This is a genomic window from Bradyrhizobium sp. TM233, assembly GCF_036247965.1.
Lineage (GTDB): Bacteria > Pseudomonadota > Alphaproteobacteria > Rhizobiales > Xanthobacteraceae > Bradyrhizobium > Bradyrhizobium ottawaense.
Map to the genome: position 1 here is coordinate 339,738 of NZ_BTIG01000004.1, position 25,460 is coordinate 365,197.

24 protein-coding genes are annotated in these 25,460 nt (G+C 64.2%); 7 read left to right on the forward strand and 17 right to left on the reverse strand.

Annotated elements, in window-relative coordinates; all coding sequences use genetic code 11:
* Positions 1-52 precede the first annotated feature (52 nt).
* A complete protein-coding gene (locus AABA86_RS12800; RefSeq protein WP_212246422.1) occupies positions 53-595 on the reverse strand; it encodes a hypothetical protein in 543 nt (180 codons plus the stop codon).
* Positions 596-1,029: 434 nt separating this feature from the next.
* On the opposite strand from AABA86_RS12800, the gene AABA86_RS12805 reads away from it, so the two are divergent.
* Together AABA86_RS12805 and AABA86_RS12810 are read left to right on the forward strand one after the other, a co-directional pair.
* Positions 1,030-1,455: a YybH family protein gene (locus AABA86_RS12805; protein WP_246550088.1), complete on the forward strand. Its 426-nt coding sequence runs from the start codon at positions 1,030-1,032 to the stop codon at positions 1,453-1,455.
* 157 nt (positions 1,456-1,612) lie between these two features.
* Positions 1,613-1,888 carry a DUF3303 domain-containing protein gene (locus AABA86_RS12810; protein WP_018319867.1) on the forward strand — a complete coding sequence of 92 codons (276 nt, stop codon included), beginning with the start codon at positions 1,613-1,615 and terminating at the stop codon, positions 1,886-1,888.
* A gap of 186 nt (positions 1,889-2,074) precedes the next feature.
* Here the strand turns inward: AABA86_RS12810 and AABA86_RS12815 are convergent, their stop codons facing one another.
* The 5 genes from AABA86_RS12815 to acuR all read right to left on the reverse strand — a co-directional run bounded on the left by AABA86_RS12815 (position 2,075) and on the right by acuR (position 5,878).
* Positions 2,075-2,569, reverse strand: a complete 495-nt coding sequence (locus tag AABA86_RS12815) for a hypothetical protein (protein WP_212246424.1) — start codon at positions 2,567-2,569, stop codon at positions 2,075-2,077.
* Positions 2,570-2,973: 404 nt separating this feature from the next.
* Positions 2,974-3,720, reverse strand: a complete 747-nt coding sequence (locus tag AABA86_RS12820) for a CoA-transferase (RefSeq protein WP_212246425.1) — start codon at positions 3,718-3,720, stop codon at positions 2,974-2,976.
* Entirely contained in the window at positions 3,717-4,523 is an 807-nt protein-coding gene (locus AABA86_RS12825) for a CoA transferase subunit A (protein WP_212246427.1), read from the reverse strand. Before AABA86_RS12825 ends, AABA86_RS12820 begins: the two co-directional genes overlap by 4 nt.
* 85 nt (positions 4,524-4,608) lie before the next feature.
* The gene (locus tag AABA86_RS12830; protein WP_212246429.1) at positions 4,609-5,184 is read right to left on the reverse strand and encodes a peroxidase-related enzyme; all 576 of its coding nucleotides are present in this window, start codon (positions 5,182-5,184) and stop codon (positions 4,609-4,611) included.
* 19 nt (positions 5,185-5,203) lie between these two features.
* A complete protein-coding gene (gene acuR, locus AABA86_RS12835; RefSeq protein WP_433960970.1) occupies positions 5,204-5,878 on the reverse strand; it encodes an acrylate utilization transcriptional regulator AcuR in 675 nt (224 codons plus the stop codon).
* Between the two features lie 191 nt (positions 5,879-6,069).
* Between acuR and AABA86_RS12840 the strand changes: the two genes are divergently transcribed.
* Positions 6,070-7,545: an FAD-binding oxidoreductase gene (locus AABA86_RS12840; RefSeq protein ID WP_338307038.1), complete on the forward strand. Its 1,476-nt coding sequence runs from the start codon at positions 6,070-6,072 to the stop codon at positions 7,543-7,545.
* 980 nt (positions 7,546-8,525) lie between these two features.
* Here the strand turns inward: AABA86_RS12840 and AABA86_RS12845 are convergent.
* From AABA86_RS12845 to AABA86_RS12855, 3 genes are all read right to left on the reverse strand, one after another.
* Positions 8,526-10,223: a GMC family oxidoreductase gene (locus AABA86_RS12845; protein ID WP_338307040.1), complete on the reverse strand. Its 1,698-nt coding sequence runs from the start codon at positions 10,221-10,223 to the stop codon at positions 8,526-8,528.
* Between the two features lie 270 nt (positions 10,224-10,493).
* Positions 10,494-12,053, reverse strand: coding sequence for an acyl-CoA carboxylase subunit beta (locus AABA86_RS12850; protein WP_212246440.1), 1,560 nt, complete (start codon positions 12,051-12,053; stop codon positions 10,494-10,496).
* A complete protein-coding gene (locus tag AABA86_RS12855) occupies positions 11,983-12,957 on the reverse strand; it encodes an IclR family transcriptional regulator (protein WP_338307042.1) in 975 nt (324 codons plus the stop codon). The genes AABA86_RS12850 and AABA86_RS12855 overlap by 71 nt, the downstream gene beginning before the upstream one ends.
* A 94-nt stretch (positions 12,958-13,051) precedes the next feature.
* Between AABA86_RS12855 and AABA86_RS12860 the strand changes: the two genes are divergently transcribed.
* The 4 genes from AABA86_RS12860 (at position 13,052) to glsA (ending at position 18,846) form a co-directional block, all read left to right on the forward strand.
* On the forward strand, positions 13,052-13,273 hold the full coding sequence (locus AABA86_RS12860) for an acetyl-CoA carboxylase biotin carboxyl carrier protein subunit (RefSeq protein WP_212246878.1): 222 nt from the start codon (positions 13,052-13,054) through the stop codon (positions 13,271-13,273).
* Positions 13,274-13,590: 317 nt separating this feature from the next.
* Positions 13,591-14,757: a TAXI family TRAP transporter solute-binding subunit gene (locus AABA86_RS12865; protein WP_338307043.1), complete on the forward strand. Its 1,167-nt coding sequence runs from the start codon at positions 13,591-13,593 to the stop codon at positions 14,755-14,757.
* 144 nt (positions 14,758-14,901) lie between these two features.
* Positions 14,902-16,977: a TRAP transporter permease gene (locus AABA86_RS12870; RefSeq protein WP_212246445.1), complete on the forward strand. Its 2,076-nt coding sequence runs from the start codon at positions 14,902-14,904 to the stop codon at positions 16,975-16,977.
* A 21-nt stretch (positions 16,978-16,998) separates the two neighbouring features.
* On the forward strand, positions 16,999-18,846 hold the full coding sequence (gene glsA, locus AABA86_RS12875; protein ID WP_212246456.1) for a glutaminase A: 1,848 nt from the start codon (positions 16,999-17,001) through the stop codon (positions 18,844-18,846).
* Positions 18,847-18,935: 89 nt separating this feature from the next.
* Here glsA and AABA86_RS12880 read toward each other — a convergent pair whose 3' ends face one another.
* The 8 genes from AABA86_RS12880 to eda form a co-directional block, all read right to left on the reverse strand.
* Entirely contained in the window at positions 18,936-19,238 is a 303-nt protein-coding gene (locus AABA86_RS12880; protein WP_212246457.1) for a nucleoside triphosphate pyrophosphohydrolase family protein, read from the reverse strand.
* 25 nt (positions 19,239-19,263) lie between these two features.
* The gene (locus AABA86_RS12885) at positions 19,264-19,791 is read right to left on the reverse strand and encodes a carboxymuconolactone decarboxylase family protein (RefSeq protein WP_028145150.1); all 528 of its coding nucleotides are present in this window, start codon (positions 19,789-19,791) and stop codon (positions 19,264-19,266) included.
* A 482-nt stretch (positions 19,792-20,273) separates the two neighbouring features.
* The gene (locus AABA86_RS12890; protein ID WP_212246468.1) at positions 20,274-20,633 is read right to left on the reverse strand and encodes a Zn-ribbon domain-containing OB-fold protein; all 360 of its coding nucleotides are present in this window, start codon (positions 20,631-20,633) and stop codon (positions 20,274-20,276) included.
* A complete protein-coding gene (locus tag AABA86_RS12895) occupies positions 20,630-21,766 on the reverse strand; it encodes a thiolase family protein (protein ID WP_338307046.1) in 1,137 nt (378 codons plus the stop codon). The genes AABA86_RS12890 and AABA86_RS12895 overlap by 4 nt, the downstream gene beginning before the upstream one ends.
* Before the next feature lie 145 nt (positions 21,767-21,911).
* The gene (locus AABA86_RS12900; protein WP_338307192.1) at positions 21,912-23,111 is read right to left on the reverse strand and encodes a CaiB/BaiF CoA transferase family protein; all 1,200 of its coding nucleotides are present in this window, start codon (positions 23,109-23,111) and stop codon (positions 21,912-21,914) included.
* Between the two features lie 130 nt (positions 23,112-23,241).
* Entirely contained in the window at positions 23,242-23,448 is a 207-nt protein-coding gene (locus tag AABA86_RS12905; protein WP_212246473.1) for a hypothetical protein, read from the reverse strand.
* 123 nt (positions 23,449-23,571) lie between these two features.
* The gene (locus AABA86_RS12910; RefSeq protein WP_212246475.1) at positions 23,572-24,741 is read right to left on the reverse strand and encodes an acetyl-CoA acetyltransferase; all 1,170 of its coding nucleotides are present in this window, start codon (positions 24,739-24,741) and stop codon (positions 23,572-23,574) included.
* 60 nt (positions 24,742-24,801) lie between these two features.
* Positions 24,802-25,452: a bifunctional 4-hydroxy-2-oxoglutarate aldolase/2-dehydro-3-deoxy-phosphogluconate aldolase gene (gene eda, locus AABA86_RS12915; RefSeq protein ID WP_338307050.1), complete on the reverse strand. Its 651-nt coding sequence runs from the start codon at positions 25,450-25,452 to the stop codon at positions 24,802-24,804.
* Positions 25,453-25,460 lie beyond the last annotated feature (8 nt).

Sequence of the window (25,460 nt, forward strand, 5' to 3'; positions counted from 1 at the left end):
ACAAACCGCAGGAGTCGCCGCGGTAGGACGTCGATTGAAGGAATGTCGTTAGCTACCACATCAGGTGGACATCAGGGCGGGCTGGCGCTAACGGCGGCCACAGAAGCGCCCGAACGATGAGCGGAATACCAACGGCCAAAGGTATCAGCCAGTACATGAAATGAGGCAGGTCCTTCCAAAGTGGAAGCTGCTTTCCGTTGTCCACGTAAAAGGCAACCAGCATCAGGATATACGACAGGCCCATCCCCGCGATATGGACCCTGACCCAATACCGCCAGCGGTGCCGGAGCGCAGTGCGACCGATCCAGGCGCAGGCGAACGACAACGTACCGAGAACGAACAAGTGATAGTTTTCGGCCCAGCGCATAAGCGACAGTAACGTCGCGGACGCGAAGAGCGCCAGCAGACACCAGAAATAGATCGTTCCAAGCCTAGAATGACGCCCGCGACGCTTTTGACTCAACATTGCGATTGCGCCGATCGCAACGCTCGCAAGGCCCAGGGGGATATGCACCCCGAAGATCAACGCCAGAAAGAAGTGGTCGGTTGATGGAATTTCGATGCCCGCCACGATGGTCGTTTCTTCGCCTGTCATGGCGTTACTCCCATCTTGCAATTCAACATCGACTAAGCCGGCGAAGAGGGTCGTTTGACGGCGAACGCTACGGCGCCGCAGACAATGCAAAGCATGCAGCAGCCGATCAGGACGACTGCATAGCTTCCCGTCCAATCGGCGCTTGCTGCGAAAGGCAGCGGGCCGGACGCTGCGCCGGCAAGGCCAACCCCTTCGGGCCGCGCCCGCCAGGGACGAGAGCGCGCCTGGTCAAGCGTTCGAGCCGCGACATGGAGTACTCGTCAGGTCAATTGCCCGTCAATTTCCACTGCGCAGCTTCGTCAATGGTGCTGACGGTAATTCTCCGGAATTGCCGTTGCGTCTGCCCCGGTCTGGGATGGGCCATTCAATGCATCCACTTCGAGACAAGACGACTGCCCCTTTGTCCGCATCGTACATTGAGTCTGGAGATGATCATGCGCAACATTGCATCGGCGATTGCAATCGTGATCGCGTTGAGCGCGCCGGCTTTGGCTCAGAAGGCCGAGATCGAAGCGAACAATGCGAAATGGATAGAGATGTTCAACAAGGGAGATTTTTCGGGGATTGCGTCCCTCTACAGCGCCGATGCGACCGCGCTCCCGCCCGGCTCCGCGATGGTGCAGGGCCGACCAGCCATCGAGGCCATGTGGAAAAGCATGGCCGAACAAGTGACCGATCCGAAGCTCACAACGGTGGATGTCAAGCCACTCGGTTCTTCCGCGGCCCGTGAGATCGGCACGTTCGTCCTGAAGACCAAGGGATCGACACCGCAGGAAGTGACCGGAAAGTATGTCGTCGTCTGGGAGAAGGTCGGAGACGACTGGAAGCTCGCCACCGACATCTGGAACGACGGCAAGTAGCCGTCTTACGTCCAAACCAGCGCTTGCGCAGAAAGCAGGAGGGAATCAAACCGACGCGCATGTTCATTCGCCGTTGTCATTCGATACCCAGGCGCTATCGTGCGCATGCGGCGCAGCCGCGACATTCATCCGATAATTCTAGTCATGGGAGAATCGCATGAAATTCATAACCACCTGGAGCGTACCTCAAGGCACCTTCAATGCAGCCGTCGCCCGCTTTCTCGAGACCGGTGGCGCACCACCCGAGGGCGTCAAGATGCTGGGCCGCTGGCACGGCATGAATGGACAGGGATTTGCGATCTCTGAATCGAGCGATCCAAAAGCCATGTATCGTTGGCTCGCGCAATGGTCTGACCTGCTCCCGTTAACCGTCACGCCCTGCCTTGAGGACGGAGACGCGGGCGAGGTGATGGCGTCGCTTCCCAAGCGTTGATCATCAAGCGTTGATCATCAAGCGAGCGAAGGGTTTCTGAACCAGATCATCCACTGAAGCGCGATGGGATTAGGATGAATCGTCATCGCGCTTTAGTTTATTGCCTGAGCATGAACTTCTCGGAAAACCGCTGCGCCCCTTTCCGGATCATGCTCCAGGGTCCGGCCGTCTCCTGACGGAGAGCGGCTACTTCGCGTCCTTGTTCAATTCGATCGCGACCTCCGCCATCCAGGAGCCCGGCGCCTCCATCAGGAAAGATTGACGGTTGCTCCTGGTCTGGATCGTCACCAGCGCGGCCACTGTGTTTCCCTCTATTCGCGCCTCGATCAGTCCGTCCTTGTTGGTGCCGTAGACCTTGCCGCCCTGCCGGTATTCGCTCTCGAACCAGTTGCCGGAAAGCTCCGTCCCGCTCTGCTCGATGTTCGCGGACAGGACCATCTTGTACGCATCGCTTGCGCAGCGCAGGTCGAGTGTCAACGACCGCCCCGGCCTGGTGACGTTGTACGCCACCTTGCAGCGAACCTTCTCGCGCGGACCGTCCGACGGCTTCATCGTGCCGATGCCCGACCATGCACCGGCCAAACTGTCGAACACCGGCTCTGCGCGCAGCGGGCCGGTGCCGACGAGCACGAGCCAGGCCGCGCCAATGCTCATGCGCGCCGCCGAAACCTTCAATCGCATTCTGCCAATCCTGATTCGTAAAGTCTGAGCGCGTCCTACGCCCTGATCGCCGCGGGATGTTGACGAAGATGTTTAGAAATGTTGCAGAGATTGCCTGAACGTTGCCGGGATCGGCGCATCAACCGGTAACGAAGCCGATATCGCCGCGGCAAGTTCTCGTCGGTCCCGCTCGGCCGCAAACACCCCGCGGGAGCGCAGGGCAATCGCATACGGCATTTTCCGCCAGCCGAGCGCGCGCCTCGTCCTTCGAGACGACCGCTTTGCGGTCTCCTCAGGATGAGGCTAAGCGGCATCGGTGCCCGTTAAGAGTGCTGCCGCACACTCCGTCCTCATCCTGAGGGCCCGCCAACGGCGGGCGTCTCGAAGGATGGCCACAGAGAACGTCGCCGGAGCGGAATCCAGCCTCAGCCCGGCCCCGGCATATTGCCCGCGAACTGCGGATAGCACTCGCGCAGCTCCTCGCGGATTCGGCCCCGGATCAAGGACAACGTCGCCTCGTCCGGCAACGGCGTCGTGACCTCGCATGTCTCGTTGTCGTACGAGAAGCCCGTCGTGCCGCGAATGTCGCGCCAATCATATCCCGGGTGGGTGCTCTCGAGACGAAAGCGTCCCGCCTCTCGCTCGAAGGAGAACAACGCGGCATTGGTCAGCAGCGCATGAGGGCCGCCTCGCCGATAGACCGTCTCGTCGGTGACCCCGGGCGCAGACACGAAGTCCACGCGTTCCACCAGGGATCGCAGGCTGTGCTCCTCACGGAACAGAATGACCCGCGGCACCAGGAAATACAGATAGGCGGAGCCGAACGAGCCGGGCCATCTGACCGGATTGTTCGGATAGTCGCCGGTGCCGACGAGGTTGACGTTGCCCTGGCCGTCGATCTGGCCGCCGCCGAGAAAGAAGGCGTCGAGGCGTCCCTGCGCGGCACAATCGAACAGCTCCTCGGCACCGCCAGTGAAGGAATTGTGCTTGACCGACCCGAGGATCGAGACCTGCACGTGCTCCAACCCGTCGCGTTGGTTGAGCGCACGCAACAGCATCGCTCCAGCCGCCGGCATCGGCGACGATTGACCGACTGCAACATGCCGCACGCCCTTCAGCAGCCGCGAGATCGTGTAGATCATCAGCTCGCGGCTGGTGCACGCCTCGCTCATGCCGCGCTCCTCGCGCCCCGGATGTAGGCCTGGAACCCTTCCGGCGAGCGCGCCGCGCGCGCGTACTTTTCAACCTCCTGCCCGTCCCTGGGATATTCGGCGTAAAGCCCCGTGGGCCATCCACCCTTCTCGAGCTGCGCCACCGCGCTCACATAGATCGCAGGCAGAACGCCCGCCGCCATCTTCTCGTCCTCGAGCAGCGACGTCTCGGAGATGCGCTCCACGGTCACGAAAGCCTGCTTCGACGCATGGGCCAGCAGCATCGTTTCGCGCCGGCGGCCCAGCCGCACATTGCCGAACCGGTCCGCTTCGGGCGCATGAAACAAGGCGATATCGGGCTGGATCGCCGAGACCACGACGATCTTCTCGCCGTCGTCGAACGGATTGGACGTCACCTTCCAGTCGTCGCGCTTCTTGAGGACGTCGCTGCCGATGATGCCGCGGATCGGCATGAACGGAACGCCCTTCTCCGCGGCCGTCAACCCTGCGAACACCGCGGGACAAGTGGCATCACGGAGGCGAATGGATCCGTCGCGGACAGCCCGGCTGAAGCAGGGCGCGCCGCCGGCTTCGCCGAGACTGACGGCGCTCGTCTCCAGCGTTGCCACGGCGCCGGCGCCGATGAGCATGTCGACCTGCATGCCGCCGATCGGCGCACAGACCACGTGGAGATCGCGAATGCCGCGATCGATCAGCATCCGAACCAGTCCCGGAGCCGCGGCGTAATCGTCCGGCGCCAGGCCGAGCTTACACCCCGAGGGTATCATCTCCGCCATCTCTCGCGGCGTTACGAAGTCTGTCATCTCTTCACTTCTCCCTCGCTTCGCATCAGATGCCGATCGAACAACGATCAGTTTCCGGATTCGACCGACGTCTCTCTCAATCTTCTCAGCCGCGTCCCATGTTGTAGAACTCCGGGTTCGGACGCATGCTGGTGACGTTGGCAAGCCGGTTGGAGAGGCCGAAGAAGGCCGAGATCGCGGCAATGTCCCAGATGTCCTCTTCCGTGAACCCGTGCGATTTCAGCGTGGCGAAATCGGATTCGGAAACCTTGTAAGCCTCGGTCGAGACCCGTACGGCGAAGTCGAGCATCGCCTTCTGCCGGTCGGTGATATCAGCCTTGCGGTAGTTGACCGCAACCTGATCGGCGATCAGCGGATCCTTGGCGCGGATGCGCAGGATCGCGCCATGGGCGATGACGCAATACTGGCATTGATTGAGGTTGCTGGTCGCAACCACGATCATTTCCCGCTCTGCCTTGGTGAGATTGCCGGGCTTATCCATCAGCGCATCGTGATAGGCAAAGAACGCGCGAAACTCGTCCGGCCGGTGCGCCAGCACGAGAAACACGTTCGGAATGAAGCCGGACTTCTCCTGGACGGCGACGATGCGGGCCCGGATGTCCTCTGGCATGTCGGCCAGATCAGGGACAGGGAAGCGGCTGATTGCAAGTGCCTGGGTCATGGCCTGGTTATCCTCGCTACTAATCGATGGAGATCGGTACGATCACGCGTTCCTTCGCCTGGATCATTGTGAGAAAGCCGCGCGCGAAGACGTCGAGCGCGTCGGGGCGCCTTTCCAGCTTCGCCCGCAGCACCGCGCCCTCCCAGCCGATCCAGAAGAAATGCGCGAGGCTATCGCAATCGACGCCTTTGGGGATGTCGCCCGCCTGCTGCGCCGCGCGGAGGCAGCGCGAGGTCCGCGCTTCCCAATCCCTGAAGACGGCGGCGAGGCGCTTTCGGAACGGCTCCGGCAGCGCCCCCATCTCTTGCCCGAGATTGCCGACGAGACAGCCACGTCGATAGCCGTAGCGCGCCATGCCCGAGCGCGCGTCTGCGATGAAATCGCGCAGGCGGTCCAGCGGAGCCCGCTCTGCATCGTCGAACCATCGATCCAGCTTGCGGGCGAAATAGGCGGCGTAGGCATCGATCAGCTCGAGGCCAAAAGCCTCCTTGCTGCCGAAGTAATGATAGAATGACCCTTTCGGCACGTCCGCGGAATCAAGGATCTCCTCGACGCCGACGGCGCTGAATCCCTTCTCGGTCAGTATAGCAACTCCCGTCCGCAACAGACGCGCGCGCGGCGCATTCGGCTGCGACTGGTCCTTGGGAGGACGCCCCCGTCGGCGCGGCTCTGAAACCGAGGCTGCTCTGCTCATCAGAATTTATTAGACTGATCGTCTTGCAAAATCAACTCCTCGCCTCCCAAGGCTCGAGTCCCCCGCGGACCGCACTCGTCACCGGCTGCAGTTCGAGACATCTTGCCGTTAGACTCCCCGCGCCAAACGTGGACAATACCCGGGCACGTTACGTGCGCAGTGCACACCAAGATGCGCCAGGGGAAACGAAAATGCCGGCTGCCTTCCCGTCGTCCGAACCCACCATTCCGACCGCTCCCTTGACTGCCGAGATGCGCGATGCGTTGCGCGCGATCGTGGGTGGGAAGGGCCTCATCGAGGACGAGCACGGCAAGCAGCCGTTCGTGACGGATTGGCGGGGATTGCTGGTCGGCGGTGCCGGCGCCGTCGTACGTCCTGGCAGCACCGAGGACGTCTCGAAAGTGGTCCGGCTTTGCCATGAGCACGGCGTCGCCATCGTGCCGCAGGGTGGCAACACCGGCCTGATGGGTGGGGCAACGCCCTGGCCTGCGCATACCGGCATCGTGTTGTCGCTCGGCCGCATGAACCGCGTGCTGGACGTCGATCCCGTCGGCTACGCGATGACGGTCGAGGCCGGCTGCGTGCTGCAGACGCTTCAGGAGACGGCAAGCCGGCACGACAGGTTCCTGCCGCTCAGCCTCGGCGCCCAGGGCTCGTGCATGATCGGCGGCAATCTGTCGACCAACGCCGGCGGCGTGCAGGTGCTGCGCTATGGCAATGCCCGCAATCTCGTGCTGGGGCTCGAGGTCGTGCTGGCGAGCGGCGAGGTCTGGGACGGATTGCGCGCGCTCAAGAAGGACAACACCGGCTATGACCTCAAGCACCTCTTCATGGGCGCCGAGGGCACACTGGGCATCATCACCAAGGCCGTGCTCAAGCTGTGGCCGGCGCCGAAGGACGTCTCGACGTCGTGGCTGGCGATCCGCGATCCACGCGCGGCCCTGGAGATCCTGTCGGAAGCGCACGCGGCATCCGGAGACAATGTCGGCTCCTGCGAGCTGATGAGCCGCGCCGCCATCGACATGGTGCTGCGCCATATTCCCGGCACCCAGGATCCTCTTAAAGCGAACACGCCATGGTACCTGCTGCTGGAATGGTCGTCCTCGCGGGCGCGCCAGGACGGCGCCGAGGGCATGTCCGAGAAGATGGAGCAATTTCTTGGCCATCAACTCGAGGCCGGCCGCGTGCTCGATGCGGTGATCGCCCACACGGTCGGTCAAGCGCGCAACATGTGGCGCATCCGCGAGAGTGTCGCCGAGGCCTCCCGGGCCGAAGGTCCGGGGCTCAGCTTCGATGTGTCGGTGGCCGTCTCGGGGATTCCGGAGTTCATCGACAAGGGCACCAAGGCGGTGCTCGATATTCTCCCGACGATCAGGCCCTATCCTTTGGGGCACATCGGCGATGGCAATCTGCATTTTTCGTTCATGGGGCCATCAGGCATGGATCAGCAGACGCTGACCCAATACAAGGGGGCCATCACGCGGGCCGTGAACGATCTCGTCACCTCGATGGGCGGCTCGATCTCGGCGGAACACGGCATCGGCATCGACAAGCTCGACGAGCTCAGCCATTACCGCTCGAAGACCGAGCTCAACATCATGCGCACCATCAAGCGCGCGCTCGATCCGCAGAACATCATGAATCCCGGCAAGGTGCTGCGGCTGTGACCGACGCTGCGCCCCGCGCCGACGATTGGTCGAGCGTGGGCAGGTCGCAACGATGTTGCGACCCGTCCGCGATCTTGTCGAGAGTGGTGTCCGGAGGCCCTCAAGCCGTCGAACCGCCGCGCGGATTGACGATCGCATACCCTCGCAATGAACGTGCGTGGATTCGCGTGGCGTGTCCGCCCGAGTTGGCGTCATAGGCCATCCAGACATCGCCTCCGAGGTGCTGCTCGAGAACGAAAACGTGTCCCCGTCGCGCAGCAACCATTCCCGGTGCGGGTGATGTCCGCGGGAAGCGCAGCCAATTGGCCGCAAGATTCAATTCCGGGACGATACGACCGAACACGCGCAGAGCCGCGCCGCAGCCGCAGAAGGACGAAGGGCAACCTGCCGGACGACCACCGACAACGCGGGCCCCGGAGACACCGGAGACGGTCGTCGGCGTGGCGGCACCCCCAGCATCGGTCACTGTCAGCTGCGTCGAGCGGTACGCTTGCAGTGACGGCCTGGAATTCAGTGAGGATCTGGAAGTCAGTGAAGACTTGAAAGTCCGCTCGCGCTGCATCTGCGAATACGAGAAGTCGCAGGGCATGCTGACATTGCATTCGGAAGCATGATGAATGCGGTAAGGCCGCGCTTCCGAAGCGACAGAGCTCAAGACAACGAAGAGGTACGCAAAAATTACTAGCCTGTACATTGCAGGACTCCAAAATAGAGTGGTCCTGCCCCAGGCAACGAGAAACCAATAACAGTTTGGCTGAAATGGGCCTAAAGAGCGGCTGAAAATGGCTGCGTTTACGCGACGCTGTCTGCAATCATCATAGCCTACAAATAGCGACCGAAATGATTAACTCGCAGAAAACGAATGAGCGCTCCGCGCGTCCAACGCACCGCATGCAATCAAGTCCGGTTCGCATGGGTCGTGGATTCTGCAACGAGCGCTCCTCGTCACTGCGCTGCCCCGATCGGCACGACGGCGCTCCTCACCGCATCATCGCGGCCGCGATCTTCTCCGCCGACATCAACACGGGAAAATTGGTGTTGGCGCATGGCACCACCGGAAAGATCGAGGCGTCGACGACGCGCAGGCCCTGGATGCCCTTGACGCGGCCCTGATTGTCGACCACCGCCATGGGATCGTCGGCCCGGCCCATGCGGCATGAGCAGGAGGCGTGCCAGACGCCGATGGTCGCCTTGCGCACGAAGGCTTCCAGCGCCTCGTCGTCGTTCATCACCTGGTCGAAGGTGAAACCTTCGACCACGAAATTGTCGATCATGTAGTGACGCAGCGCCGCCGGCCCGTCCATCAAGGTCGCGGCGATCTTGGTCAAGATCCTGTTCCTGGTGTTGACCACGCCGATCTTGCGGACCTTGTCGGTGTAAGCAGCCGGGAACGGCTTGTCCGTCACCGCCTTGACCACGTCGCTCATCTGCACCGCCGCCATCTTGCGGAAGCCGCTCATCAGCCGATCCAGATCGCGCCGGTCGGACAACAGGTTGAACTCGACGATCGGCTCTGCCGACGGATCGCGCGAGGCGAGCTTGACCTGTCCGGTCTCGGAATAGGTCTTGTTGACGAAGGTCAGCAGCGAGCCGATCTGCTCGCCGACTGCATGCCAGGCCGATTTGGAGAGCAGGACGACGAACATGTCGCCCTTCGGCACGCCTTCGAGACCCGACGAGTAGCGCAGTCCGAGCTGCATGTGGCGCCTGGTGTGCTCGTTCATGCGCGCGCCGCGGCGGACAAAGGACGACAGCGAGATCGAGGGATGATCCATCAGGCGCTGGCCGACGCCAGGCAATCCCATCAACACGGGAATGCCGAGATCCTTGAGATGGCCGACCGGTCCGATGCCGGCGCGGAGCAGATGCGCCGGCGAATGGATGGCGCCGCTGGAGAGGATGATCTCGCGCCCACGGAATTCCTGCTCGCGTCCGTCCACGACGGCCTTCACACCGACGCATCGCGTGCCCTCGAACAGCAGCTCGCGCACTTGCGTGTTGGTGGAGATGGTGAGGTTGGCGCGCTGGCGGGTGTCGCGATCGAGATAGCCCATCGCGGCGGAGACGCGCTGCTCGGCCTGGTTGGAATGCGTCACCGGGAAATAGCCGTCGACGAACTCACCGTTCTGGTCCGGCAGGAATTGATGGCCGGCCTGCTGGAAGGCGTCTGCGAAGGCCTGCGAGTGCCGCGTCCAGTGCTCCCGCGGAATCCGGCGCACCGGGATGCGGCCGTCTTTGCCGTGATAGGGACCGTCGAAATCGAGATCGCGCTCGACCTTCTTGAAGAAGGGCAGCACGTCGTTCCACGTCCACCCTTCGGCGCCGCGCGCATCCCATTCGTCGTAATCGGTCGGGGCGCCGCGGTTGGCCATCTGGCCGTTGATCGACGAGCCGCCGCCGAGCACGCGCGCCTGCTCGTATTTGCGCAAGGGAGGCCGGCCCACATGCGGGTTGTTGTGGCTGACGACTTGCGTCGTGACCTTGAGCTCGGTCCAGTGGAAGCGCGGATCGAAATAGGCCGTGCCCGGATAGCTGTCCCTGATCTCGGCCGGCTCGTTGCCGGGCGGGGTATCCTGGCCGGCTTCGCACAGCAGGATCTTGTTGGCACTTTTCGCGGAGAGCCGGTGGGCCAGCACGGACCCCGCCGAGCCGCCGCCCACGATAATGAAGTCATACACGATTGGCGTTTCCTGTTGTTCTTGTTGGCGGAGCTTAACGCGTTATTGTTTTGCCGTGGAAGGGCTTTGGATCGCACCGGCGCAGCTTCTCGTGTCCCGGACGCGCCGCAACGCGTAGCGTTGCTGCGCAGAGCCGGGATCCAGGAGGCTCCGGACTCGCTGTGACATGGGCCCCGGCTCTGCAGCGCACCACCGCCGGACGATGCTTCGCATCTTCGGCGGCGCTGCGCTGCGTCCGGGGCACGAGCGTCACGGCTTGGCACACGGTGCCTACGGCCTGATCGAAAAATTCTCCGGCGGCCCCGGCTTGCGCAGCGGCTCGGCGAGGCGCGCGAACTCGCACAGCAGCGAGCGCGTCTTGCGGGGATCGATGATCTCCTCGACCCAGAATTTCTCGGCCGAGCGGAATGGCGAGCGCAGCTTGTTGAGGCGCCCTTCGATCTCCTTGAGCTTCTCCGCCTTGTCCTCGGCAGCATCAATGTCGGCGCGGTAGGCGGCCTCGATGCCGCCTTCGAGCGGCAGCGAGCCCCAATAGGCCGACGGCCAGGCGTAGCGGATCGAGAAGCGGTCGGCGGGCTGGTGCACGACACCGGCAACACCGAAGGCGTTGCGCAGGATCACCGTGCACCAGGGCACGGTGGTCTGGTTCACCGCAGCCATGACGCGAACGCCGTGACGGATGGTCGCCGCCTTCTCGGCATCGAGCCCGATCATGAAGCCCGGGCAGTCCATGAGATAGACGACCGGCAGGTGGAAGGTCTCGGCGAAGTCGACCCAGCGCACCACCTTCTGGCAGGCATCCGCCGTCCAGGAGCCGCCATAGTGAAAACTGTCGCTGGCGAGCACCAGCACCGCCCTGCCCTCGAGCCGCGCGAGGCCGACGATGATGGGCTTGCCGAAATTCTTGCCGACCTCGAAGAACGAGCCCCGGTCGACGACCGACTCGATAATGGGGCGCATCTTGTAGACCTGCTTGCGGTTGCGCGGCACCGCATTCATCAGCGCTTCGTCGCTGCGCTCGGGACTGTCGGCGCAGGGCAAGGTCGGCGGCAGCTCGTAGACCGATGACGGCAGATAGGACAGGAAGCGCCGCGCGCAGGCGAACGCCTCTTCCTCCGTATCGACGGCATGATCGACCGCGCCGGCGCGGGTCTGGATATCGGCGCCGCCGAGCTCCTCCTTGGAGAGGTCCTGCCCCAGCGCCTTCACCACCGGCGGCCCCGCGACGAACATCGCGGACTTCCGGGTCATGATCGAATAGTGGCTGGCGGCAAGGCGCGCGGCACCGAGCCCTGCGACCGAGCCGAGGCCGAGTGCGACCACCGGAACGCGCGACAGGTTCTCCGTCGTGAAGCGATACCAGCGCGTGCCGCCGATGCCGCCAGGCAGGTTCGCCGCACCCTTGGTCTCGATGGTCTTGACCGAGCCGCCGCCGCCGGAGCCTTCGATGATGCGGACGATCGGCAGGCGGAAATCGTGCGCCATCTCCTCCGCCATCAGCGGCTTTGCGGAAATGGACGCATCCGCCGAGCCGCCGCGGACCGTAAAATCGTCGCCGACCACGACCACGGTGCGGCCATCGACGCGCGCGCGGCCGAACACGCAGTTCGCCGGCGTCAATTTCTGCAGCTCGCCGCTGCTATCGTACTCACCGATGCCGGAGACGGCACCGATCTCGTGGAAGCTGCCGCGATCGATCAGCTTGTCGATACGCTCCCGAACAGTCAGCCGGCCCTGGTCATGCTGTCGCTTGACCTTGTCAACGCCGCCCATCTCCCGCGCGAAGGCTTCGCGCCGGGCGAGCTCGTCGAGTTCCGGCTTCCAGTTCATTCACTCCCTCCGAATTGATCGGCTTGTTATTGTTGTGCACGGCCATTGCGACCGGCTTGCGCGAAATGCGGTTGTTGAAGGCGTCGCCTTCCGCGCCCTCCATCAGGCTGCCGAGTGAACGGCCGAGCTCGAGCATCAGGGGTGCGACTTCGGCATGCAGCCGCTGCTCGTCATACATCGTGGACAGAAGGCCGATCGTGATGACGACGTAGGTCTGGTACTGCGGCGACCAGATCGGCACCGCGAGCCCGTTGATGTGCGGGCTCCACAAGCCGCAGGCCACGACATAGCCGCGCTCTCGCAACATCTGCCGGTTGGCCTCGATGCGGGGCTTCAGGATCTTCGCAGCCTCGGGCGCTTCCCGTTCCACGTCCGCGATGAAGGCATCGCCGATCTCCGGCGCCAGCGCCGCGGTGTAGGCCGCGCCCGCAGCGGTCGAGGCCATCGAGATGCGGCTGCCGGTGCCCTCGTGCAGGCCGAGGGCGGTCGCCGAGCGCGCGAACTGCAGATAGACCAGATGGAAGCGATCGGGCACGACGAAGCCGACAGTGCCCGGCAGCTGCTCGGCGACTTCCTGCAGACGTTGCCGGATCATGCTCCGCAACTGCGCGCCCTTCATCATCGAGGCGCTCATCGCCACCGCGCTCGGGCCGATGCGATATTTCTGATCACGCGGCAGGTAGACCAGCTGGCCCATCCGCGTCAGCGTGTGCGTGAGCCGCGACACCGTCGAGCGCGGCAGGCCGCAGCGATTTGAAATTTCGAGATTGCCGAGCCTTGCCTCGTGGCCCTCGAAGCATCGCAACACGTCGAACGCGCGCGAGACCACCTGGATGACATCACCCTCACCGGCATCGCCAGCGAGCACGCCTTGCCTACTTAACCGCTCGGATCGTCGTCCCATGTTCCCTACCGTTTGTTCCGCTGTGCGGAATTAAATTCCACTTGCAGACGACGCTACCTCAGGCATTTTGCGACGACAACAAAAAGGCGATGGCATGCCAGAAATTAAGATCGTCACGGAGATCGCCGGACGCGTCTGCGCAACTCCCGTGCAAGTTGGAGGAACCGTTGCGGATGGCGATGACGTTGTAATCGTCGAAGCCATGAAGATGGAAATACCGGTGCTCTCGCCCGCGAGCGGCACGATCACATCGCTTCTGGTGAAACTCGACGACGTCGTTGCGGAGGGGCAGGCAATCGCGATTGTCGCGAGCTGAAGTGCGTTCTCTTCGTGGCCATCCTTCGAGACGCCCGCTACGACGGGCTCCTCAGGATGAGGTCTGTTTTCGCAGCAGATTCGTAGACCTCATGGAGAGGAGCGCCGCTTACGACGCGTCTCGAACCATGGGCCGAGCACTCCGTATTCGCCGCGAGGCCGCATCCTCCGCGACAATGTGTCAGTCCGATGCGTCGCATTCCCGGTAGGGCGTTGCCATCGCCTGATACGGGTGACATGATCCGTCTCAAACAAAACTCTGTTTCAAACAAAGAATGAAAATCTTCGCGGCGAACGCGAAGTTCATTGGAGGGAAACATGCTTCGTGGGCTGCTCATGCTCGCGCCTGCCTTGGTGGCGGGCATTTCTTTTGCGTCTACACGCTATTCGTTCGCCGAAGACATCAAGCTGCCGGCGACGTTGACGTTCACCGCCTACGACACCGGAACAGCCGGCTTCAATATCGCCGTCGGCGTCGGCAAGATGATGAAGGACAAATACGGCACCGACGTGCGCGTGCTACCCGCAGGCAACGACGTCGCTCGCCTCGCGCCGCTGCGCGCCAAGCGCGCGGCATCCTCGGCAATGGGATCCGGCACCTACTTCGCGCAGGAGGGCATGTTCGAGTTCGGCGCGAAGGAATGGGGCCCGCAGCCGCTTCAGATCCTGCTCTCGACCGTCGACTGCAATTGCGGCTCGCTTGGCGTTGCCGCCGACACCGGCGTGAAGGAGCTGAAGGACCTCAAGGGCAAGCGTGTCGGCTTCGTGGTCGGCTCGCCCGCGCTGAACCAGAACTCGCTCGCAGTGCTCGCCTTCGCCGGGCTGACGCAGAAGGACGTCAAGGCCGTCGAGTTCGCGAGCTACGGCGCGATGTGGAAAGGGCTGATCAACAACGACGTCGACGCCGCCTTCGGCACCACCATCACCGGCCCCGCCAAGGAAGCCGAGACCTCGCCGCGCGGCTTGATCTGGCCGCCGCTGCCCGCCAAGGACAAGGAAGGCTGGGCGCGGATGCAGAAGGTCGGCTCGTTCTTCTTCCCGCAAGTCGCGACCTGCGGCGCCGGCATCTCGCCGGACAAACCGGTCGAGCTCGGCAACTACCCCTACCCGATCTTCGTCGCCTATGCCTCGCAGCCGGCCGACCAGGTCTATGCGATCACCAAGGCGATGATCGTCAACTACGATGCCTACAAGGACTCCGCGCCCGGCGCCGGCGGCCTCGCCGCCGACCGCCAGACCAAGAACTGGGTGGTGCCGGTGCATCCCGGCTCGGTGAAGGCGCTGAAGGAAGCCGGGCAATGGAGCGATGCGCAGGAGGCGCACAACAACAAGCTGATCAAGCGGCAAGAGGTGCTGGCAGCCGCGTGGGCCGATTACGGCAAGTCCAACCCACCGTCGGACGACAAGGCGTTCCTCGAGGGCTGGATGAAGGCGCGCGCGACGGCGCTTGCGAAAGCCGACATGCCGAACGGGTTCGAGGATTAGTCTTGCGATGGGATTGACGGTTGCCACGGCGGCAGTGCGCCCCTCTCCCGCAAGCGGGAGAGGTTGAGGAGCCCGCGGCACGATCGCTTCAACCAACTGCCATTTGCCTAGTCAGCATTTTACAGCCTACACCCGGGGGCGATGATGTCTTCTGTTTCCACCTCCACCGCCCCGCAAGACGAGACCAAGCGGGTCGTGTTCGACGATCCCCATGGCGCGGCCGGCAACATGCAGGAGGCCGAGGTCACGCGCGTGCGCACCTTGCGCGGCGCCTGGCGCTGGACGCTGGTCGCGGCGACCGCGGCGACGATCCTGCTCTGCATCAACCAGCAATTCTCGCTGCGCTTCTTCATCGGCTACACCCAGCTCAACACGGAGTATTTCTATCTCCTGATCGCGTTGATGCTGCCCTTCACCTTCCTGATCTTTCCGGGCACGGAGCGCGCCCCACTCGACCGGATTCCCTGGTACGATCTGTTGCTTTTCGTCGCGACGTTCGCCGCAGCGCTGCTGCTGATGTCGAACGTGCGCAAGGCGGCGGAAGCCGGCTGGGAGTTCGGCGGCGCGCCGAACAACGTGATCGCCGCGGGCCTCGTGATGTGGGTGATGCTGATGGAGGCGCTGCGCCGCACCGGCGGCTGGAGCCTGCTGCTCAGCGTGCTCCCCTTTACGGTCTACCCGCTGTTCGCCGAATCCGGCTGGCTCGGTCCGTTCCGCGGCACGCAATCGACGCTGGAGCAGGCGACCGCCTATCACGTGCTGTCGGGCGAAAGCCTGCTCGGCATTCCGATCCAGGCCTTCGCCGACACCGTGATCGGCTTCCTCGTGTTCGGCACGGCGCTGATGATGACCGGCGCCGGAAAATTCTTCATCAACCTTGCCTTCGCGTTGTGCGGCACGTTCCGCGGCGGCGCGGCCAAGGTCTGCATCTTTGCCAGCGGCCTGCTCGGCATGATGTCGGGATCGATCATCTCCAACGTGCTGACCGCCGGCACCATGACCATCCCCGTGATGAAGAAGAGCGGCTTCCGCGCCTCCTATGCCGGCGCGATCGAGGCCTGCGCCTCGACCGGCGCGGTGCTGGCACCGCCGGTGATGGGCGCGACCGCCTTCGTGATCGCGCAGTTCCTCAATATCAGCTACGCCGAGGTCGCGGTCGCCGCGATCATCCCGGCAGCGCTCTATTATGTCGGCCTGTTCATGCAGGTCGATTCCTACGCCGCGCGCCACGGGCTGAAGGGAATTCCGCGCGCGGAGCTGCCGCGGGTCATGGATACGATCAAGGACGGCTGGTACTACGTCTTCGTCATCGCCCTGCTGATCGTGATGCTGCTCTACTTCAAGCGCGAGAGCCATGCACCGTTCTACGCGACCGCGCTGCTGCTCGTGCTGAACCAGCTCTTCTCCAAGGACACGCGCTGGACCTTTGCGACGATCGGCAAATTCCTCGAAGTCAACGGCCGCACCTTCGTCGAGCTCGTCGGCATCCTCGCCGGTTGCGGTCTTCTGATCGGCGCGTTCTCGATGACCGGCGTGGTGTCGAGCCTTGCCAATGACCTCCTGCATATTGCCGGCGACAATCCGTTCCTGCTGCTCGGCATGTGCGCCCTCACCAGCCTGATCCTCGGCCTCGGGCTGACGACGACGGCCTGCTACATCTTCCTCGCCATCCTGGTCGCGCCCGCGCTGGAGAAGCTCGGGCTGAACAAGATGGCCGTGCACATGTTCATCTTCTATTGGGGCATGCTGTCGTCGATCACCCCGCCGGTCGCGATCGCGTCCTTCGCGGCCGCAGGCATCGCCGGCTCGCCGGCGATGAAGACGGGCTGGGAATCAATGTGGGTCGGCAGCATCATCTATTTCATCCCGTTCTTCTTCGTGCTCAATCCGGCGCTGGTGCTGCAGGGGCCGAGCCCGTATCTGACCGGCCTCGGGCTGATGGGACTTGCCGCGTTCGGCACGCTGTTCATCTGCGGCGGCATCCAGGGCTACCAGCCCTTCGTCGGGGATCTGCGCGGCACAGGCAGCCTGGAATGGCCGATCCGCGTGCTGCTGGTGATCGGCGGCTTCGTGGTGGCGACACCGGGTGGCGGGATCATGCCGCTGTCGCAGATGCAGGTGACGCTGCTGGGCCTTGCCATCCTTGTACCCACGGTTTTGCTCGCCCTTCTGCTGGTCCGGCGGCAGGCGGTGGTTCCGGACGGGTTGCGCGTGCCCTGATTGCGTTGCACAAGAGAGGCGATGACCCCGCTCTCGCCTCTCGCCGCCGCCTGGACCCGCTCGAAGCCGCCCTTACTGCGGTTTCTGGGCAATTGCCTCAACGAATTCTCCGCCGAAACCTCAGGCAGCGTCGCCGACTACATTCCCGAGCTGAGCAAGGCTGATCCTGCCCATTTTGGCATCAGCCTCGCCACGCTCGACGGCCATGTCTACGAGGTCGGCGACTCCAGGGTGCCCTTCACCATCCAGTCGATGTCAAAACCGTTCGTGTTCGCGCTGGCGCTGGACCTTCTGGGCGCAGGCCGGGTCGAGAGCGCGATCGGCGTCGAACCGTCGGGAGATCCCTTCAATTCGATCCGGCTCAATTCCGAGAACCACCCGTTCAACCCGATGGTCAATGCCGGCGCGATCGCCTGCACCGGGCTGATCTACGACAGCAAGGGCGCAGACGCCTTCGAGCAGATTCGCCTCGCGCTGAGCCGCTTCGCCGGTCGTGATCTCGCCGTGGACGAAGCCGTCTACGCCTCCGAAAGCCAGACCGGCGACCGCAACCGCGCCATCGGGTATCTCTTGAAGACCAACGCGGTGATCTCGGACAATGTTGCGGGCGTGCTCGACGTCTATTTCCGGCAATGCGCCGTGCTGGTCACCGCGCGCGACATCGCGGTGATGGCGGCGACCCTCGCCAACCGCGGCGTCAATCCGGTCACGGGCGAGCAGGTGCTGACGCCTTACGCGATCTCGCGCACGCTCTCGGTGATGACCTCGTCGGGCATGTACGACTATGCCGGCGAATGGATCTACCGGATCGGCATTCCCGCCAAGAGCGGCGTCGGCGGCGGCATCCTCGCGGCCCTGCCCGCCCGCCTCGGGCTCGGCAGCTATTCGCCGAAGCTCGACAAGCACGGCAACAGCGTGCGCGGCATCAAGGTCTGCGAGGCGCTGTCCTCGCATTACGATCTGCACATGCTCAACCGCAGCGACGACGCCCGCAACGCCGTGATCGCCGACTACGACATCGGCAGAAGCCCGTCGCGGCGCGTCCGCCGGCCGCAGGAGCGCGAGATTCTGGCGGCGCATGAGCAGGAGGTGCGGATCATCGAGCTGGTCGGTACGCTGTCGCTATCCGCGGTCGACTACGTCTCCCGGCGGCTCGCGGGGCGGCCGCGGCCGCAATTCGTGATCTTCGATCTGCACCGCGTCACCTCCACCACGCGCGCCGGCGCGCGGCTCGTCGCCGAGGCGTTCGAGGAGCTCGCCGCACTGAATGTCACGGTGGTGCTGTCGGGCGTCAGGCGCGCATCCAAGGAGTGGGATACGTTGCGCGAATGGACGGCCGAGCTGAAGAACGTCCGCGACTTCTATTTGCTCGACACCGCGATCGAATGGGCGGAGGACCAGATCGTCTACCGCTACGGCGGCTCGATCGACTTTCACGAGACCACCGAGCTTGCCGAGCAGCCGCTGCTCGAAGGCCTCGGCGAGGACGAGCTGACCGATCTCATCTCGATCTGCACCATCCGGACCTACCAGTCCGGCGCGAAGATTCTCACCACAGGCGATCCCGCCGATTCCCTGTTCTTCCTGCGCAGTGGCGCCGTGCACGTCACGCTGCCCGACGGCGTGCGGCTCGCGACGCTGACCGCGGGCATGGCGTTCGGCGAGATGGCGCTGCTGGAGTCCACGCGCTCGGCCGACGTCTTCGCCGACATGGCAGCGACGGCCTACGAGGCTCCGCTGCAGGAATTCGAACGATTCCGCCAGCAGCACCCGCACGCCAGCGAGCGCATCATGCGCAACCTCGCCCAGCTCCTCGCCGACCGCCTGATCGTCGCCAACGCGAAGGTGGATATCTTGACGTCGATGTAGAGCAGCTCATTCACGACAGGTCATCATGCCCAGGCTTGTCCCGGCCATGACGCTGTGGAGGCTGTCGGTGTCCAGCCTACATCTCTTGCTCAACGGCTCGCGGCTTCGCTCAGTCGCCGCTTGATCTTCGCCGCGCTCCTTTCGAGCAGCTCGGACGGCTTCTGGCCGGTCGCCGCGCACAGGCAGGCCCAGTAGTAGACGACATCGCCGAGCTCATCGACGAGGCCAGCCTTGTCGAGCCAGTCATCGCGCAGCAGCTTCTTGATGTGCTCGGCCACCTCGCCGGCCTCGCCCGCGAGGCCGAGACCGAGATAGGACAGCCGCTCGTTGGACGGATGCTCATCGACTTTGGCAATGGTTGCGGCCCAGGCCGCGTAGTCGTCGATCGTCATCGGCATCCCTCGTCGCGTCTTGAGATCAGCCCACCACTTCGGTGACGGGCTGGAGATCGATCTCGAAAGTCTCCAGGAATTTCGAGGTCATGATGTAGAACCCGACCGAGAGCTGGAGTTCGACCAGCGCGGCCGGCGTCAGCTTCGCAGCGATCGCCTTGAAGGTCGCATCGGTCGGCTTCTTGAGCTTCACGATCTCGTCGGTGAAGGCGAGCGCGGCGCGCTGCACCTCGTTGAAGCACGTCGCCGCCTGCCAGTTCTCGAGCGCCTCGTTCTGCGCGTCGGTGACGCCGACATTCTTGCCGATCCGCTTGTGCGCGACGATCTCGTACGGCGCCTCGCACAAGATGCCGGTGCGGGTGATCGCGAGCTCGCGTACGACCGGATCGAGCTCGCCCTTGTGGCGGATAGCGCCCCCCAGGCGGCAGTACTGCTCGAAATAGCTTGGCGAGTGCGCCATCATGCGGAAGATGTTGGCGTTGCGGTTCTTGTCGAGAATTTCGCGGGTGCGGTCGGATGCCTTGGACGGGTCGCTGTAGTTGATGCGGGCCATGATTTTCCTGAAGTTTTCCCTAGTTTTTGATGCTTTTTGTCGTCGTCCGCGCAAGTCCCCAAAGACTCTATTCGCGCGAGGACGCAGGAGCAACATTATCGAGTCAAATTGCCGCCGCATTGCTGATCGACCCTGACACAGTCGATATTCGCCGCGTGGGGACAAATCGCGGTGAGTACTCGTAAGTGGGGTGTTCCGAGTAAAACAATTGGCCGTCGGGTGCGCTAGCCGCACAACGATGAGTCACGCCCAAGTCTAGGGAGAAAAAGGCATGAAGGAAGCCACCAAGGGGGCGGCCTCGGGAGCGCTCGCGCATATGCTGGCGGTGACAGCGATGCTCGTCATCGCCAGCATCTTGTTCTACGGGCGTTAGTTGGAGTTCTAGAGTTTTCGTCATTCCGGGGTGGCCCCTCGCACAGGCCAGGCCCAGAATACCCGTTCCAGGCTCGGTCCCATGACCGCCCCCGAATGACGAATCCCTCTTACAGCTCCCTCGTGAAGAACGGCACAAGCTTTCCCGCAAACGGCTTGAAGCTCGCAGTGACCGAATCGCCGATGGCCAGATCGTTCTCGCCGTGGGCCATCATGCGAAAACCCTCGGCGCAATCGACCAGCAAAATGTTGTAGGGCACGTGTGCGCGCGTCTCCGGCGTGGCGGCGCGGCAGACCAGCGAGGCCGCATAGACCCGGCCCTTGCCGCTGGCACGCTGCTCGCGCGGATCCGATTCGCCACAAGCCGCGCAGAAGGCGCGGCGGAAATACTGCACATGCCCGCATGCGCTGCAGGTCTGGTAGGTGATCGCCGCTTCGCCCTTGGTCCAGTCCACGATTCGCTCGCTCATCGCACCCGCTCCAGGAACATGCTGACATGCGACGACAGCACGCCGCCGTCGCCATGCAGCAGCGCGATCGAGGCGTCGCGCACCTGGCGGGTAGCCGCCCGCCCCGTCATCTGCAAATGCGCCTCGACCAGATGCGCCATCGCGCCGCTGACGCCGCAATGGCCGTAGCTGAGCAGGCCGCCATGGGTGTTGAGCGGCATCGCGCCGTCGCGGCTGAAATGGCCTGATCGCACGCGGGCTGCGGCCTCACCGCGGCCGGCAAGACCGAGGTCTTCCAGCAGCATCGCGAGCGTGATGGTGAAACTGTCGTAGATCGCGGCGTAGCGCACATCGGAGATCGCAAGGCCCGTGGCCTCTTTGGCGCGCGCGATGGAGATCTCGGCGCCGAGCTCGCTCAGCGCCGGCGCGGCCGTGACATGCTGATGCGTGTGCGCCTGGGCGCAGCCGCGGATGCGCACCCCCGCGTCCCCGGTTCGCTCGCGGCTGATCACGAACGCCGCGCCGCCGTCGGACACCGGGCAGCAGTCGAGCAGCTTGAGCGGCATCGCCACCGGCTTCGAGGCCATGACGTCAGCAACGGTGATCGGGTCGTGGAATTGCGCACCGGGATGGGTGCAGGCGTGGCTGCGCATCAGCACGGCGAACTCGGCGAGGTCTTCTTCGGTCACGCCGTATTCGTGCATGTACCTGTTGGCGACGAGGCCGTAATAGGCGGGGATCGTTGGCCCCAGCGGCACCTCGTAGTCGGGATGGCCGACCTGCGCCAGCGCCTGGATCGAGGCATCGCGGCTCTGCCCGGTGAGGCGGTTCTCGCCGGCGACGACGAGCACATTGCGCGCGACGCCCGATGTGACGAGGTGATGCGCCAGCATCGTCATCGCAAGCCCCGTGGCGCCGCCGACCTGCACCGCGTGAGCGTAACTCGGGCGGATACCAAAGTGCTCGGCGAACACGGTCGCCAGCATGATGTGGGGCGAGACGGTGGAATAGCCGCAAAGGATGCCGTCGATCTCAGTGCGCTTCAGCCCGGCATCGTCGAGCGCGGCTTGCGCGGCCTGGCTCATCAGGTCGAGCGAGGACGAGCCGTCATGCTTGCCGAAAGACGTGAGGCCGACGCCGGTGATGAAGCTCATCGTCTCTCCTCCTCGTCATTCCGGGGCGCGCCCCTTGGCGCGAGCCCGGAATCCATACTCCCGATCGTGGTTATGGATTCCGGGCTCGCGACTTCGTCGCGCCCCGGAATGACGGATGAGAGAGTTGTCGCCATCGCTTCCTCCCCTACTCCGGCGGCGAGCGCGTGACGCCGTCGCGCACCATGGCGGCGATCTCGTCGGCGGAGTATCCGATCCCGCGAAGAATTTCCGCGCCGTGCTCGTTGAGACGCGGGGCCAGCCGCACCGGCTCTGCCTCCGTCTCGGACCAGGTCGCCGTCACCTTCATGCTGCGGATCGCGCCCTCGGTCGGATGGGTCACGACCGGGAAGAAATTCGTCGCCTCCAGATGCTCGTCGTGCAGGATGGAGCCGAGGTCGTGCATCGGCATCACGGGCACGTCGGCCTTCGTCAGCAGATCGATCCACTCCGCTGTGGGGCGCGTCTCGAAGATGCGCGCGAGCTCGGCATAGACCACGTCGATATTGGCGGCACGACCCGCGAAGGTCGCGAATCTGGGATCGGCCCGCAGATCATCGCGCGCCGTCGCCTTGAAGAAGTTCTCCCACTGCTTGTCGTTGTAGACGATGACGCTGAGATAGCCGTCCGAGGTCTTGTAGGGTCTGCGGTCGCGCGAGAGGTGGCGGGCATAGCCGCCCTTGTCGAGCGGCGGCTCATAGGTGAGCCCGCCCATGTGATCGCCCATGACGAAGCCGGCCATGGTCTCGAACATCGGGATGTCCAGACGCTGGCCGCGGCCGGTGCGGTCGCGATGGACGAGACTGGCACAGATCGCGCCGACGGCGGTGAGGCCGACGATGCGATCGACCAGCGCGTTCGGCACGTAGCGCGGCACGCCGTCGCCGGTCTGTGCCATCAGCGCCGGCAGCGCGGTGGCGCCCTGGATCAGATCGTCATAGGCGGGCTTTGCGGCATAGGGCCCGTCCTGGCCGAAGCCGAACACGCCGGCATAGACCAGGCGCGGGTTGATTTTCGAGACGACGTCGTAGCCGAGCTGAAGCCGCGCCATCGCCTGCGGGCGGACGTTGTAGACGAGGACGTCGGCGTCCTTCAGCAGCCGCAACACGGCCTCGCGGCCCGCGGGCTTCTTCAGATCGAGGCAGATCGAGCGCTTGCTGCGATTGGTGTTGAGAAACACCGGGCCCATGCCGGCGTGACGCATCGGGCCGATCAGGCGGGTGACGTCGCCGTCGAGCGATTCCACCTTGATGACGTCAGCGCCGTAATCGCCGAGCATCTGGGTCGCATAAGGCCCCATCAGCACGGTGGTCATGTCGATGACCTTGATGCCCTTCAGCGGCCCCATCATTTCCGCTCCCGATTGCGCGGGGGCTCAAGGCGCCGCCCCGCGATGTCGGTCCAGCTAAGGGCAGCGGGGCCGCGCGCACAAGGGCGGCCGGCGTATGGCCGCATGCGCCGCGCGGCGATACCGGCCGCTACTTCTTCTGGCGGGATTCGCGGATCTTGAGGAGCCGGTCGAGCTCTTCGTTCTGCTGGCTGATCCGGTCGGCGATGCGCGACTCGTTCTGATCGCCCGAGGCGGCCGCAGCCTGCTCGATGAGCTGCCTTATATTGTCCTCGAGGATCGCGATGCGATCGTTGAGTGCGTCCATCGACAGCGAGTCTTCGTAGTCAGTGCTCATGATGCTTTTCCGCAAATCCCTCGGGAGCGTTAAGGTGCGCCAAGCGATGCAGGCCCACCATGATCTAACGCAAGGAAGATGGTGGGCACGGCGCCTTCGCGCCTTTGCCCACCCTACGCGAGCTTATTTCAGCGGCTCCAGCACGGAGACGTAGTTGGCGACCGCGGCCCCGCCCATGTTGAAGATGCCGCCGAGCTTGGCGTTCTTGAGCTGCATGCCCTCGGGCGCCTGGCCGGCGAGCTGCATCGCGGTCATCACATGCATGGAGACGCCGGTGGCGCCGATCGGATGGCCCTTGGCCTTCAGGCCGCCGGACGGATTGACCGGCAGCTTGCCGTCCTTCAGCGTCCAGCCTTCCTTGATGGCGCGGGCGCCCTGCCCCCTCGGCGTCAGGCCCATCGCTTCGTACTCGATCAGCTCGGCGACCGTGAAGCAGTCGTGGGTCTCGACGAAGGAGAGATCGGACAGCGTCACCCCGGCCTTTTCCAGCGCGCGCTGCCAGGCAACCGTGCAGCCCTCGAACTGGAGGATGTCGCGCTTGGACATCGGCAGGAAGTCCTGGGCGTGCGCGGTGGCGCGGAAGCCGATCGACTTGGTCATGCCCTTGGCGGTCTCGGCGTCGGCCAGCACCAGCGCGGCGGCACCGTCGGAGACCAGCGAGCAGTCGGTGCGCTTCAGGGGACCGGCCACATAGGGGTTCTTCTCGCTCTCGGCGCGGCAGAAGTCGAAGCCGAAATCCTTGCGCATCTGGGCAAAGGGATTGGCGACGCCGTTCTTGTGGTTCTTGGCCGCGATCAGCGCCAGGGCGTCGGACTGGTCGCCGTATTTCTGGAAATAGGAGCTGGCGATCTTGCCGAACACGCCAGCGAAGCCGCCGACAGTGTCGCCGTCCTCGGGCAGGTAGGACGCCTTGAGCAGGTTCTTGCCGATCTCGGCGCCAGGGGTGCGGGTCATCTGCTCGACGCCGACGACCAGGACGATCTTGGCAGCGCCTGCGGCGATCGCGCGCAGCCCTTGGTGCACGGCAGCAGAACCGGTGGCGCAGGCGTTCTCGACCCGGGTCGCCGGCTTGAAGCGCAGCTTCGGGTCGGCCTGGAGCACCAGTGAGGCGGTAAAATCCTGCGCCGAGAAGCCGGCGTTGAAGTGGCCGAGCACGATCTCGTCGACATCGGACGCCGAAATGCCGGCATCGGCCATCGCCTCATTGGCGACGCGGGTGACGAGGCTTTCGACGGTTTCGGTGTCGAACTTGCCGAACGGCGTATGCGCCCATCCGACGATGCTGGCGGTCATGGTCATGTCTCCCTGCGGGTCTCTTCCTGAGCTAAGTCTTAGCGCAGGGATGGCAAGACTTCACGCGGGTTTCAGGGCCTTGAGGGTGCGCTGGCAGATGGCAGTTATGCCGGCCCAGTTCCCGGCCCTGATCTCCGCCGTCGGGCACAGCCAGGAACCACCGACCGCGACCACATTGGGCTCGGCGAGCCAGCTCGCCGCATTGGCCTCACCGATGCCGCCGGTCGGGCAGAACCGTACGTTCGGGAACGGCCCACCGAGGGCGCGCAGGCCCTTGATGCCGCCGGCCTGCTCGGCCGGGAAGAATTTTGCGACGTCGAGGCCGTACGACAGCGCCATCATCAGTTCGGACGCCGTGGCGATGCCCGGCGCGAACGGCAGGGAGCTGTGGGCGGCGGCCTTCAGGAGATCGGGGGTCAGGCCCGGGCTGATGCCGAAGGCGACGCCGAGCTTCTCGACACGGGTGAAATCGGCCGGATTGAGGATCGTGCCGATCCCGACGACCGCCTCGGGCACTTCGGCCATCATCGCCCTCGCCGCCTCGATCGCAACGGGGGTGCGCATGGTCACCTCCAGCGTGCGGACACCGCCGGCGACCAGCGCACGCGCCAGCGGCACGGCGTCCTGTATACGCTCGATGGTGAGCACGGGAATGACGGTCGCCGCCTTGAACAGTGCGGCAAGGTGGTTCTGTTGGGCAGCGGTGGTCATAGGTCTCG